Origin of the sequence: Alkalilimnicola ehrlichii, assembly GCF_003399765.1 — a bacterium.
GTDB lineage: Bacteria > Pseudomonadota > Gammaproteobacteria > Nitrococcales > AK92 > AK92.
On sequence record NZ_NFZV01000019.1, the window covers coordinates 18,441 to 30,995 of the forward strand.

15 protein-coding genes and 1 pseudogene are annotated in these 12,555 nt (G+C 58.8%); 7 read left to right on the forward strand and 9 right to left on the reverse strand.

Annotation, left to right across the window (positions count from 1 at the left end):
• The first annotated feature begins 101 nt into the window (after positions 1-101).
• The 3 genes and pseudogenes from CAI21_RS24100 to CAI21_RS16115 form a co-directional block, all read left to right on the forward strand.
• Positions 102-491 (forward strand): porin, encoded by a 390-nt coding sequence (locus tag CAI21_RS24100; protein WP_220348552.1) that lies wholly within the window; start codon positions 102-104, stop codon positions 489-491.
• A complete protein-coding gene (locus tag CAI21_RS16110) occupies positions 383-1,225 on the forward strand; it encodes a porin (protein ID WP_220348554.1) in 843 nt (280 codons plus the stop codon). The genes CAI21_RS24100 and CAI21_RS16110 overlap by 109 nt, the downstream gene beginning before the upstream one ends.
• Positions 1,226-1,366: 141 nt before the next feature.
• Positions 1,367-2,272: pseudogene (locus CAI21_RS16115) on the forward strand (extracellular solute-binding protein); the annotation flags it as partial.
• On the opposite strand, the gene CAI21_RS16120 reads toward CAI21_RS16115, so the two are convergent.
• From CAI21_RS16120 to CAI21_RS16135, 4 genes are all read right to left on the reverse strand, one after another.
• On the reverse strand, positions 2,241-3,947 hold the full coding sequence (locus tag CAI21_RS16120; protein WP_116303234.1) for an ABC transporter permease: 1,707 nt from the start codon (positions 3,945-3,947) through the stop codon (positions 2,241-2,243). The pseudogene CAI21_RS16115 and the gene CAI21_RS16120 sit on opposite strands and share 32 nt — an antisense overlap.
• 4 nt (positions 3,948-3,951) lie before the next feature.
• A complete protein-coding gene (locus tag CAI21_RS16125) occupies positions 3,952-4,995 on the reverse strand; it encodes an ABC transporter substrate-binding protein (RefSeq protein WP_116303235.1) in 1,044 nt (347 codons plus the stop codon).
• Between the two features lie 135 nt (positions 4,996-5,130).
• Positions 5,131-5,370 carry a TOBE domain-containing protein gene (locus CAI21_RS23280; RefSeq protein ID WP_181919475.1) on the reverse strand — a complete coding sequence of 80 codons (240 nt, stop codon included), beginning with the start codon at positions 5,368-5,370 and terminating at the stop codon, positions 5,131-5,133.
• A 2-nt stretch (positions 5,371-5,372) separates the two neighbouring features.
• Positions 5,373-6,230, reverse strand: a complete 858-nt coding sequence (locus tag CAI21_RS16135) for an ABC transporter ATP-binding protein (RefSeq protein ID WP_116303237.1) — start codon at positions 6,228-6,230, stop codon at positions 5,373-5,375.
• 132 nt (positions 6,231-6,362) lie between these two features.
• On the opposite strand from CAI21_RS16135, the gene CAI21_RS16140 reads away from it, so the two are divergent.
• Complete coding sequence (locus tag CAI21_RS16140; protein WP_116303238.1) at positions 6,363-7,001, forward strand: peroxiredoxin; 639 nt, start codon at positions 6,363-6,365, stop codon at positions 6,999-7,001.
• Positions 7,002-7,007: 6 nt separating this feature from the next.
• Here the strand turns inward: CAI21_RS16140 and CAI21_RS16145 are convergent, their stop codons facing one another.
• The 5 genes from CAI21_RS16145 to CAI21_RS16165 form a co-directional block, all read right to left on the reverse strand.
• Positions 7,008-7,334 (reverse strand): VOC family protein, encoded by a 327-nt coding sequence (locus CAI21_RS16145; protein ID WP_181919476.1) that lies wholly within the window; start codon positions 7,332-7,334, stop codon positions 7,008-7,010.
• A 40-nt stretch (positions 7,335-7,374) separates the two neighbouring features.
• Entirely contained in the window at positions 7,375-7,713 is a 339-nt protein-coding gene (locus CAI21_RS16150; protein ID WP_220348556.1) for a YceK/YidQ family lipoprotein, read from the reverse strand.
• Positions 7,714-7,854: 141 nt separating this feature from the next.
• A complete protein-coding gene (locus tag CAI21_RS16155; protein WP_116303241.1) occupies positions 7,855-8,634 on the reverse strand; it encodes an ATP-binding cassette domain-containing protein in 780 nt (259 codons plus the stop codon).
• A gap of 58 nt (positions 8,635-8,692) precedes the next feature.
• The gene (locus CAI21_RS16160) at positions 8,693-9,433 is read right to left on the reverse strand and encodes an ATP-binding cassette domain-containing protein (protein WP_116303242.1); all 741 of its coding nucleotides are present in this window, start codon (positions 9,431-9,433) and stop codon (positions 8,693-8,695) included.
• Between the two features lie 262 nt (positions 9,434-9,695).
• Positions 9,696-10,127 (reverse strand): CBS domain-containing protein, encoded by a 432-nt coding sequence (locus CAI21_RS16165; RefSeq protein ID WP_116303243.1) that lies wholly within the window; start codon positions 10,125-10,127, stop codon positions 9,696-9,698.
• Positions 10,128-10,502: 375 nt separating this feature from the next.
• On the opposite strand from CAI21_RS16165, the gene CAI21_RS16170 reads away from it, so the two are divergent.
• The 3 genes from CAI21_RS16170 to CAI21_RS16180 all read left to right on the forward strand — a co-directional run bounded on the left by CAI21_RS16170 (position 10,503) and on the right by CAI21_RS16180 (position 12,545).
• Entirely contained in the window at positions 10,503-10,850 is a 348-nt protein-coding gene (locus CAI21_RS16170; RefSeq protein ID WP_116303244.1) for a hypothetical protein, read from the forward strand.
• Between the two features lie 184 nt (positions 10,851-11,034).
• Positions 11,035-11,862 (forward strand): phosphatase PAP2 family protein, encoded by an 828-nt coding sequence (locus tag CAI21_RS16175; protein WP_147305146.1) that lies wholly within the window; start codon positions 11,035-11,037, stop codon positions 11,860-11,862.
• Between the two features lie 29 nt (positions 11,863-11,891).
• Positions 11,892-12,545, forward strand: a complete 654-nt coding sequence (locus tag CAI21_RS16180; RefSeq protein WP_116303246.1) for a hypothetical protein — start codon at positions 11,892-11,894, stop codon at positions 12,543-12,545.
• Positions 12,546-12,555: the final 10 nt, after the last annotated feature.

Genomic DNA, 12,555 nt, shown 5'->3' on the forward strand with positions numbered 1-12,555 from the left:
TCGGCACCACCGTCAGTAGAAAGCCACGAAAACATCATTAAAGTGTCATTGCCGCCGGCTACGGTAGTCGCTCCGATGAAATCCCAAAGAGGATATAAACAATGCGATTACGTCTCCGTGCGGCGGCGGCTAGCTGCTGCTTAGCCACGCTATTGGCAACGCCCGCACAAGCGGCCTTCCCCGACGACGTCACTTTCTTCGCCATACTGGATGTCGGCTTTCACTATCTCGATAACGGCCCCGACGGCGAGGACCAGCTCGGTCTCACCCACGGCGGTTTAACCGGCTCCCGCTGGGGCGTGCGCGCGGTGGAGAACATCAGCGACGACCTGCGCGCGATGGCGGTGCTGGAGGGGGAGTTAACTCCACCGACGGCCGAAGCTTGCAGGGGCCTGCCGGCAACCAGCGCTTATTCGGTCGGCAGGCCAATATCGCTCTGGAAAGCCGCCAGTGGGGCAAGATCACGCTGGGGCGGCAAAACACCCAGATGATCACCTGGATGAATAAATACAACCCCTTCGTTAATGCCAACTTCTCATCCATCAAGCGAATCGACCCAGCGTTCGCCGACCGTATGGACAATGCGGTGAAGTATGAAAACCGCCTGGGCGATGTAACCGTCGCAGGCTATTACAGCTTCGGTTGGAACAACGACCAAGACTGGGCCGACGACAAGCTCGGCCGCATGGCCGGCGGAGGCATTCGCTACAACCCAGGCGCGTTGGACATGGCGCTGCTCTATCACAGCAAACATGCCAACAACCCGGCAAACGGCGCCAGCAGCGACAACCGGGAGGACCGGGCCGTGGCTGGTGTTTCCCTCAAGCTCAATCCGTTGACGTTCTACGGCGGCTATCGCTGGCTAGAACAAGAGCTAGCCGATCGCGAACTCACCAGCCACCTGTATTGGCTAGGCACCCAGTTCGAGATTACGCCCGCCTCGCGCCTGTCGTTCGCGGCGTTTCATCTGGATGGAACGGTGTGCAGCAATCTCAACGCCGCCAGCTGCCCAGCCGCTCATGCTAGCGAATCGCAGCGACCGACTCTGCTCGTTGTCGGCAAGGAGTACGACTTTAGTCGCCGCACCACGCTTTATACCAACGCTGCCTACGCGGCCAACGACCGCGGCTCGTCGGTGAGCGTGATAGGCGGCGGTTACGGCGCAAACGTCGACCCGGGCGAGGATCAGTTCGGCCTCATCGTCGGCCTTCGCCACCGTCTGTAACACAACAGGAGCCATCGGGCAGGGGCTCAAACGGCCCCTGCCTTTTCTAGTGAGGGGTGAACATAAAGCAATGTTTTCTGTTTCTACGCAGCGCGAGCGCGCTTTAAATGTGTACGCCGCCGGCCCCGGCAGTTTGATGAAGCGGTTGATCGCCGATTTTGCAGCGCGACCCATATCGATGTCAATCTGTTTCAAGCGACTACGGGTAAAGTGCTCGCCCGTCTGGAGGCGGAAGCGGATAACCCGCGGGCGGATGTTTTTATTTCGGCGTCTTGGGATCTCGCCATCGAGCTCGATAAGCGCGACTGGCTGCTGCCCTACGAGAGCCCAGCAGCCGCAACCGTGCCCGCCGCGTTCAAAACACCGACCTATATCGCGCAAGCCTTCTCGGCACTCGGCATCGCCTGGAACCGCCGTAGCGGAACGCCGGAGCCGCAGGATTGGGCGGACCTCGCGCAACCTGCCTTCCGGCATCGCATCACCACCCCCGACCCGAGTCTGTCGGGTGCTTCGCTGGATCTTCTACTCGGGCTGCAGGATGCCATGGGCGACGCAGCTTGGAACCTACTGACGCAGCTACGAGATAACGGCATGACCCTCGCAGCCGCGAATGATCAAGCGTTGTCCCCGGTTTTACGCGGTCGAAAAGCGGCCGTTTTCGGCTGTGTCGACTACATTGCCTACAACCACAGCGAAAAGGGCGCGCCCCTGAAGGTCATTTTCCCGCATAGCGGCACCGTGATCGCACCGCGCCCGATGATGATTTTAAAATCCTCTCGCTCGCCCGAACAGGCTCGCAAGCTCATCGATTATCTGCTGTCGGAGGCCGGTCAGCGCAGCGCGGCGGATGCTTGGTTAATGCCCGCAAGGCAGGACATTGCGGCCAAACGGCCGCCTTTCCAAGCACTGCGCCTGCTACCGTTAAGCAATGCGGTAGATGCCCATCGGCGCGCTGCTCTGGCGCGTTTTGCAGGCTTATTCGACGGCGAGCCCGGCGCGGCGCCGGGCTCTACAGCTACATCGCCACCGGCAATTTCTTGCGGCTAAACGCCGTTAGTCCGACCAGGAGCGCAGTGGTAGTGAAAATCGCCACTACGCTCATGGCCATGCCGACACCCGGCGAACCCTGCTCGAACTGATTGAACACAAAGGTGGACACGGTACTCATGCCGGCTGGCGCCACCATCAACGAAGCAACCAGCTCACGCGATGCAATCGCGAACACCAAGAGCATCGACACCGCCAAGCTAGGCGCCAGCAATGGCAGGATGATCCGGACGAACGCTTGGGCGAAACCGGCGCCCGCCACGCGCGCTGCCGCCTCCAGATTCTCGCCCATCTGCCGAAAGGCCGCGGAGCAATACCGAACCGGATACGGCAGCAATAAGCAACTGTACGCCAACAGCAAGATAAGACTGGTGTTGTAGACCGTTACCGGCCAGAAGCTTTGGTTCCAGGCCAGGATGAGGCCGACCGCGACAACAATCCCCGGCACCGTGTTCGGCAATAAGGACATCAAATCCAGCAGCCGTTTGCCCTTAATGCTCGCCCGCACCACCATATAACCGACCAACGCACCCAATACACCCGTCAGCAGCGCAGCGCCCACCGCCAGGCCGAGGCTGGTTCCGAGCGCCTTTAATGCCCCGTCGCGGTCGCTTGCCAACGCCTCGAAGTGACGTAGCGAGACGTTATCCCAAGCCAGGCCGCCGGATAGGGTGGCGGTTAAGGAAGTTGCCAGCACCGCCAATAGCGGCACGGCGACCGATAACACAGCGACCGCAACGAAGTAAGCCAACACCAACCAGCGCCAAGGGCCTAGCTCAACCGGATCGAAAGCCACGGGTTTGCCGCTGATGCTGACGTAATTACGCCGTGTGGCCAGCCAGTGCTGGAGATAAAAGGCGCCCATGGCCAGCAGGACCAGCAAGACGCTCAAGGTCGCGGCACCGGGCATATCCAAAGGCCAATCGGAAAAGCGCTGGTGGATGCCGGTCACTAACACGTGGAAGCCGGCCTGCGCGCCCAGCGTCGCCGGGGTGCCGAACTCCTCGATGGTTAGCGCAAACACCAGCAGCAACCCCGCCACCAGCCCCGGAATCGCCAACGGCAAGGTAATCCGCAGCAAGGCAACCGAAGGCCGCGCCCCGCATACCCGGCCGACGGCGGCGAAACGACCGCCAACGGCAACTAGGGTACGCGAAACGGCGAAGTACACGACCGGGAACACGTTCAAGGTCATCACCATCACGATGCCCCAGAAGGAGAATAAAAAGTCGTTGCCGTTAATGCCGACTAGCTGCTCGGCATAGCCCCGGTTCTGGAGGGTCATGACCCAAGCCAGCGCGGCAATATAGGGCGGAATCATGAAGGGTATCAGGAAGATCAGATCCCAGACGGCACCGCCGGGCACGCGGGTCAGTGCCCGCAAGGCACCCAACGGCACCGCCAGCACGGCGGCAACCAGCACCACCGCCAAACCAAGCCGGAGCGTGTTCCCAATAAGGACCAGCAGTTCGGGGTCGGCAAGCGTCGGTTGCAAGCTGCTAAAGGGGGCCTCAAGGCTGCCCCGGGTTATCCCGGGGAAGACCACCTGTAGCGCTATGAACAGCAACGGCAAGCCCACCAGCAGGAGCAGGCCAAACAGCGCAATCGCCATGATGACCGACTGCCCCGATAAGCTACCGACCCCACGCTTAAACGTCGAGGCAACCCTACTCATCGGCTCACTGACTCATGACTTGCCGAAAACGCCGTAAGATCTGCTCGCGCTGCGCTGTCATCTCGGCGCTGTCGACATCGATGACGTTGAGCGCCGACAAGCTTGGCCGCAAGCCTTCAACGTCGCTTCTGGCCGGCATCAAATAGGCTTCGGCAACGCGCTGCTGCCCCTGCTCCGACAGCATAAAATCGAGAAAGGCTTTGGCTTGGTCGGGCTGTCGGCTATAGCTAAGGATCATCATCGGCCGCGGCGCGAGCACGGTACCGCTGGTCGGGAAGATCACCTCAATCGCTTCCCCGTTTGCCCGCTGGCCTAGGGCAATATAATCCACCGCCCCGAAAACCGCCGACTTCGCCCCTTGCAATACCGGATTAAGCGCCCGCGCGTTCGGGCCGGGAACGACCATTCCGTTCGCCCTCAGCGACTGCATCAAATCCCAGGTCGGCTCCTCGCCGAGCGCGGTCAGTAGCCCGGTCAGCAATTCGAAGGCAGCGCCGCTTTGCGCCGGATCCGGCATCGTGACTTCATTACGGTATTCGGCACGGGCGAGATCGCTCCAGTCGGTGGGTTTTGGCGTATCGCTGCGGCTATTCCATACCAACGCCAAGGCCGCGACACCTTGCGCGATGTAATGACTGTCCCGTAAAGAATCCGGCACCTGCTCGGCGCCGGCGGGCGTGTAGGCCAGCAAATCGCCCGCTTCTTTCAACGCTTCGGCGGAATCCCAGGAGGCGGAAATCAACACGTCGGCCACCGGATTCGCGCGCTCGGCCTCAAGCCGGGCCAGAATCTGCCCGGTCGTGCCTTGAAATACCTCGACCCGCGTACCGGTTTCGGCTTGAAAATCACGCGCCAGGTTGGCAATCAGCCGGTTAGGCCCCGCCGAATAGACGGTAAGACTCTGAGCCTGGACGCTCACCGCGCTCAAACCCAAACTGACCGCTAGAATAGACACACCAAGCGGTTTTCGAACCGAACGGGTTGAGGTGGACAATAACTGTTGCAGCCCGCCCACTACCGTGGTCAGGACATTTTCTAGGCGTTTCATTGTTTGATCCTCTTCGGGATTTCATCGGAGCCGCCAGCCTAGAAGGGCGTTGCTACGGGCTTATGACAGTTTCGGGAAGATTTCGATAAGAGTAAGAGGCAGCGCCGGGCAGCCCGCCCGGCGCTGTACTATCCGTTATGCCGGAATCGCGAACGGTTGCGGTTTGAGCTTGATGTCAATCGGACTGCCGTCGCTAGACCAGGCGCAGAGCGCCTCGGCGTTCATACTTACCCGTACCGGCGTATTCACCGGCGGGCAGTCCGACACTTGCATTTTTAGCTGCGGCCCGTTTTCCAACTGAACACGCACCGCATAGTATTCGCCCTGAAACACACGCTGGCTAATGCTGCCCTTAATCGGCCCTTCGGCATCCAAACTTAAGCCGCGCCGGGGAAACAAAACCTGGACTGGGCCTTGGTGAGCGTACTGGGGGCAAATCTCGACCGCTTGCCCGCCCAGCAATAGGGTTTGGTGTAATAACTGCCCCTCCAGCAAGGTGCCGGCATCCAGAAAGCGGGCGATGTCCGGCGAAGCCGGGGCGTTATAAAGGCTTTCCGGCGCAGCCAGTTGGGCAATGCGACCTTTTGCATGACCGCCACCCGATCCGCCAAGGCGTAGGCTTCCTGTTGATCGTGGGTAACGAACACCGCGGTAAGCCCCAACTCGTCGATTAAGGTGCGGATTTCAAGGGCTAGCTGCTCGCGCAGGCTTTTATCGAGATTCGATAAGGGCTCGTCCATCAACAACAAACGAGGCTGACCGACAACGGCCCGGGCCAACGCGACCCGTTGTTGCTGCCCGCCCGAGAGCGTATCGGGACTGCGCCCGGCCATCCCGCCCAGACCCACCAGCTCTAGGGCCCACTGAATCCGTCGACTGCGCTCGCTGCGCCCAAGCCCCTGCATGTGTAAGGGAAACGCCAGGTTCTCGCCGATCGTCATGTGCGGCCATAGGGCGTAATCCTGAAACACCATCCCAAGCTTACGGCGCTCCGGCGGCAAACAGCGATTCCGATCGGCAACGACTTGGCCTTGAATCAGAATCTCTCCCGCATCCGGCGCCATAAGGCCGGCGATACAGCGGAGCAAGGTTGTCTTACCGCAGCCCGAAGCACCTAGTAATGCCAGAACTTGACCTTGAGGGACGCTAACGTCGAGCTCGACAAGGGCCGCAGCATCGCCGAACGTTTTGGTTAAACCTCGAATGTGTAAGGGAAGGGCGGTATCGGCCGTCACAGTCGCCTCCTTCTGATGTTAGCCGTCCTTTCTACCCGTTTTGGATGACAAACGAATGACACAGAGGCTGATTTCCCTGCTTCCGCCCCCATGTCGACTCTGGGAATTTCGCAATGACCAGGAGGCTCGATTGTGTCCTTACGCTTAGGAGATACCGCACCGGACTTCATACAGGACTCGACCGAAGGCAAGATTCAGTTTCATGACTGGATCGGCGATCACTGGGCGGTGCTGTATTCTCACCCAGCCGACTTCACCCCCGTATGCACGACCGAATTAGGCCGCACGGCTAAGCTGTCGGAAGCGTTTGCAGCACGCAATACGAAAGTCATCGCATTAAGCATCGACCCCGTAGAAGCGCACCATAAATGGATGAGCGATATCGAAGAAACCCAAGGTCAGGCCGTAGATTTCCCGATCATCGCCGATCATGACCGCAGAGTCGCCGAACTTTACGACCTGATTCACCCGAACGCCGGTACCACCGGCACGGTTCGAGCAGTATTTATTATTGATCCCGCCAAAAAGATCCGCGCCACCATCACGTACCCAGCCAGCACGGGACGCAATTTCGCCGAGATACTGCGGGTGATCGACTCGCTGCAACTCACCGACAGTCACAGCGTAGCCACACCGGCAGATTGGGAGCAGGGCGACGAATGCGTCATCCTACCCAGCATCAAGAGCGAAGAAGAACTCAAGGCCCTCTTCCCTAAGGGCTGGAAAGAACTGAAACCCTATCTGCGGACAACGCCGCAGCCGAATAGATAAAAGCGCTCAGGCTTCGGGCTCATAGCTCACCTCCGGCCAAGCGTCCTTGATTTCGGCCGCCTGATGCTCGGCAGCGAACTGCTCCCATAAGATCCCGTTGCAGTCGAGATCGCTAGTAAAGGCTTCGGCACCCGCCACCTCCCAGCCCAGGTGGCGAAGCTTACCGGCGTCTTCCTCCGCGACTTTGCGCACCGAGACGTTCAACGTATCCGTCCGCCACAATGCGTAGGCACCCGCAATCACCAGCTCGGGCGCTTGCCCGAAACGTTGACTATAATCGGCAACGGTAGCTTCTATGTCCGCCACGCCCAATGCTAAATGAAGCTTTTTCATGCTACTTATTACTCTCCATGGCGATGGGTTATCGCTTTACTCAGAAACCTACGATTCTACAGCTATGGTATGGCGGCTCGCCTTCATTGGCTCGGCTGAAAACGTCGGCGGGCAAATGGACGGTATCGGCAACCGCCGACAGCGGTAAATCGATGATCAGCAGCGGAACGATTAACAAGGAATAACCCAAGGACGACAGCCAGTATTCGCTGAAAATCCCTTGCAATACCCACTCGTTGGCGCACTGCCACGCCTTCATATTCGCACTGACACCGCTGTAAACGAAGCCGGGCCCGACATCGTACTCGCCACGGACGCCACCATCGATTCTAGCGCCAAGGGTCGAACAACCGGCGATAACACTACCTAACCACAGCATGGCCAGAACCAAGCTACACCGATTTAGATACAAGCTACGTTGCCCCGAGCACGCTGGTACGAAGCCACGGCACGCCCCCTCTACCCCGTCAATTCCGCTTATTGTTAAGCATTAAGAAGATGCTTAACAACGACCTTACCATCATTTCTTTGCCGGCTCCGACAAGTCCAACTGATGCGAGACCCCAACCGCTTGCACAAACGTTTCGTCATGAGATACCAGCATAAGCGCACCGGGATATTCGCTAAGCGCATCTTCCAGCAATTCCCGAGAATCGAGATCAAGATGGTTGTCGGGCTCGTCCAACAAAAGCAAATCCGGTGCCTGCTCAGCCTGCGTGACAGCCAACAAAGCCACTTTTAATCGTTCGCCGCCACTTAAGGCAGCTACGGGCATGAGGGCTTTATCGCCGCGTAGGCGGACGCTACCCAACCAGGTCCGCCACGTGCTGCGGCTAATCGTAGGATGCAAGCGATGCAGGTTATCGACGGCCGATGCTCGTTCGTCTAGCAGGCTAAAGTCCTGATCCAAGTACAGACACCTACCGCGTACGCGGCAACGCCCGGCAAGCGGCGCCAGCCGAGCGGCGATGACCTTAAGCAAGGTCGACTTGCCGGACCCGTTGGCACCTTTCAGCCGCCACCGCTCGCCGCTGCGTACGTTCATGGTAATCGGCGAGCGGTTTAGCCACGGCAACGCTAAACCCTCAAGCTGTAAGCATATCCCGCCCCGCAAAGCTGGCTGTCCCATGACGAGCTGCTGCCGCCGCAGCCTATCTCGCTGCGCCTTCGCCACGCCTAATTGCTCCCGCAACTGCTCCTCGCGCTGAGCCTGCCGCACTTTATCGCGTCCGCCACTATTCTCGGCCTTTTGCGCCTTGGCATCGAGAAGTACTTTGCTTTGCGAGCCGGATCGACGCAAACGCTCGCCTTGCCGTCGGCGCCTGGCCGCTCGCTGCTCGGCCGCTTGTCGCTCGCGATCAACGCGCGAAGTTGCTTTTCCGCGCGCCCGACGCGCTGTTCCAGGGCTTCGACTTCCGCCATTCGCACCGAACGGTACAAATCGTACCCCCGCCGTACTCTCGCAGCCCCTGCTCCGTCAGCTCTAAGATATGCCCGACCCGCCTTAATAAATCCCGGTCATGGCTAGCCACCAAGGCACCGCCCGGATGAGCAAACACCTGCGCCATAAACCACTCCCGACCGGAGGCATCCAGGTGGTTAGTCGGCTCATCCAATAATAAAAAGTGATCCTGCCGCAGTAATGCGGCGCATAATGCCACCCGTGTACGCTGCCCACCGCTGAGCTTAGCCATCGGCGTGTGCAGAGGAATATCCAGCCCTGCGTCCGCTAGCCGTTGCTGCCACTGCACCGGTAAATGCCATAGATCGGCCACCCGGTCCAAATCGGCTGGGCTGCCCCGCCCCTGCTCAATCAGGGCAAAGACTTCGTACAAATCGGTCACGCCTAAAGCGTCGGCTACCCTTGGCCCGTATGCGTCGTGGAGTTGATCGACGCGATAGACCGGACACATCCAGCTGATTTCGCCTGAGGAAGGCGTTAAGTCACCGGCCAAAAGCTTAAGTAACACGGACTTGCCGCGACCGTTAGGGCCGATCAGACCGCTAACGCCCGCACCCAGCGTCGCACTCAAATTCTCAAACAAGCGCTGTGCGCCGAATGCCATTGAAAGCTGAACGAAACGACAAACCGTAGACATACCCTGCCTCCCAATTGCCAGGGCAGGCAGCGGTACGCTATCGGTCGATCATGATTCGTAAGGAAGAAGCAAAGCGCTCACGCCGCCTGCACACGAATACCAACCCCAAACCAGGGCTACGCGTTGGAACTCCGTGTGAACAGGCATTACTTCATTGGCGTGCTCGCTCCAAAGAAAGGATTCGATTCGTACTAGCATAATCGGGCGACATCGCATCTGCAACACGGCCCGCCGAACCGGTAACTCTATGCGTGAAGGCGTACTAGGCGCGCTCAAGCAAAGCGACGCTGAGCTTGACGAAATCGGCCGACGTTAGAATACCCACCAGCCTACCGTCCTCCAGCACCGGCAAACTCCCGTGCTTACACTCGAGAAAGAACTTACCGGCCTCGACTAAAGACAGCTGCGGTTGAATCGTCTCGACGTCTTTGCCCAGTATTTCGGACACGGGGCGTTGCTCGGTTTGCGAGGCCACTCCCTGAATACCGAATTGATCGGTTATCCGGAGGATTTCGGCCAACATGGCTTTCTGCGTTACCACGCCGACAAACCGATCGCCCTCGTCGACCACCGGCAAATGGCGAATGCTATGCGTATTCATTAACGCTCGGGCCTGAGCGATTGTCGTGGTGGGCCGAACGCTAATAACGTCGGACGTCATGATGTCTGCGGCGGTTTGCGGGTTGGTGATCATCGTGTAGTTCCTGAGTCAATCGTTGAATCCGCTAGACAACACATCGGCAGCAACGGGATAAACCAAAGACCCTACCATTGGCCCGGAAATCGAGGCGCTTCTATCAGGGTGCGGAAAAACTGTTCGACGCCCTGACCGGAGGGCGCAGGGATATAGCCGAGGTTACGAGCCGGGAACAATCCAAGAGAGCCGTTTCCGCATCCTGCTAAAACCTGTCGACCGGCTCAAATAACCGGCAAATGTCGCCGTTCCCGCCTTAGGGAGGATTCATCCAAACAAAGGGGGGTAGACAGACCTGTCTTTCTATGCCAATATAGCACCATACACACAGCCAAGAACGAATTTAGAAAGTAACGACAATAAGGGGAAACGCACATGAAAACGAAAGCTACCGCTCTGTTAGTTGCCTTACTCGCCGCTTCCAGCGCTTCCGCATCGGACGCTTTAGATCGTCACCTGATCGAGCTAGGCTTCTTAAGCGCTCCGGTCGAGCAAAGCATGATCGTCCGCAACGCCGGCGTCCAACCGCAGGATGCCATTGAAGCCAGCGCTATCGAAGCCGGATTCCTTACGCTGCCGGCTACCTCTTCGGTAGCCACCGTTCAACTACAACAGCACAAATCGGGCATGGATATCTTGACCGAGAACTTGCTGAGAAATGGCTTTATTACGCCCACGCTAGATACTATCTCGGTAGAATCCGGCGCGACGGCAACCAACTAAAGCTCCGACGGCGGCACTCCACTCGTCGGTAGACCGAAAATCAAAAGCCCAACACGCTCAGGCTTCCTGAGCCGTTGGGCTTTGTTCATCCCGCTCTCCTATTCAATACGGCCTTTGCCGTACACTTACGGCTGTCCCGCATACGCAAACGGATTTTGGTAACGCCAAGCATAAGGACTGCCTCTTGAACCGATCAGCGACTTTCCTCCCCATTAGGGCGATACTCGCCGTCCCTTCGCTAGCGGTCTGTTTATTAGCCGGTCCGGGGCAAGCGGAAGCGGCACCGGAAGACGCCCCCATGCCGACGTACCTCGCCAATTACTGGCGCGTTCCCGCACACATGGCAACCGACGTCGTAGAGGGGCAGTGGCTTACAGAGCCGGGGACGCTAGTCGCGCTCTCCAGCGTGGGGATAGCGTTCTTGTTGGACGAATCCATACGGGATTACTGGCAAGACAACATCCGCTCCGACGCCACCGAAGATGTCTCGAACCTCCTGTTTGAAGCCGCCCGGTTCGATGTCGCAATACCGGCTTTACTTGCCGGCTATGGCCTAGCCACCGTAACCGGCGAACACTATCATGCCGACAGTTTAGCCTTAGTCGCCCAATCGGCAGTCATCAGCCAGGTCGGCACCAACGCGGTAAAACGGCTGGCCGGCCGCCATCGCCCGGAAACCTCGCCGGAGGATTCAAGTCGCTGGGGCGCCGGCGAGAAGGCTTTCTTTTCCGGCCATGCCTCGGGAGCCTGGGCCGTCGCCACGGTAATGTCCTACCGTTACAGCGAAACGCCGTTTGCCGCTCCCGTCAGTTACGGGCTAGCAACAGCGGTATCGCTGGCCAGAATCGACAGCGACGACCACTGGACATCGGACACCATTGCCGGCGCGCTTTTTGGCTATTGGGTCGGCAAGACGGTGGCCGAACACAGCCCGTTTCCGCAAAGAAATGCTTATGTGTTACCGATGATGGACGGTGACAGCACCGGAATTCGCCTACATATCGCATTTTAATTGCCCGACTCAACGGCAGGAGCTTGTCAATGTCCGGCGTCACTCAGCAAGCGTTAGTCGACACGCTGCTCAAGCGGCACGGCCTCACCTATGCAGAAGAGCTAGGCATTCAAGTCTCTCGTAACACCCCGTCGGAACTGTTCCAATTGCTCTGCGCAGCGTTACTATTCAGCGCTCGTATTCGATCCGGTGCGGCAAAAGAAGCCTTTCAAGCACTCAAGAGCGCCGGCTGGATAACGGCGGAGAAAATGGCGGCAAGCACCTGGGAGGAGCGGACGCGAACCCTCAACCAACACGGGTATGCGCGTTACGACGAAAGCACATCCCGCATGTTAGGAGAAACGGCAAAACGCCTTCTAGACGATTACGCCGGGGATCTCCGCAGGCTGCGCGAAGCCGCGGGCAGCAAACCGTCGTTAGAGCGACAACACCTCAAAGGCTTCAAAGGTATCGGCGAAGTCGGTGCCGATATTTTCTGCCGGGAAGTACAGGTCGTCTGGAAAGAGCTATACCCGTTCGCCGACAAGCGCGCCCTCGCCAGTGCCGCCCGGTTGGACTTACCCACCCAAGCCGAGCAGCTTGCTCGATTAGCGACCCCGGCCGACTTTCCTCGTCTGGTAGACGCACTAGTAAGAGTCGAACTGGCCAAACAGCACGAACAGATCAAAGCCTACGCACACTAACCCTACCGGG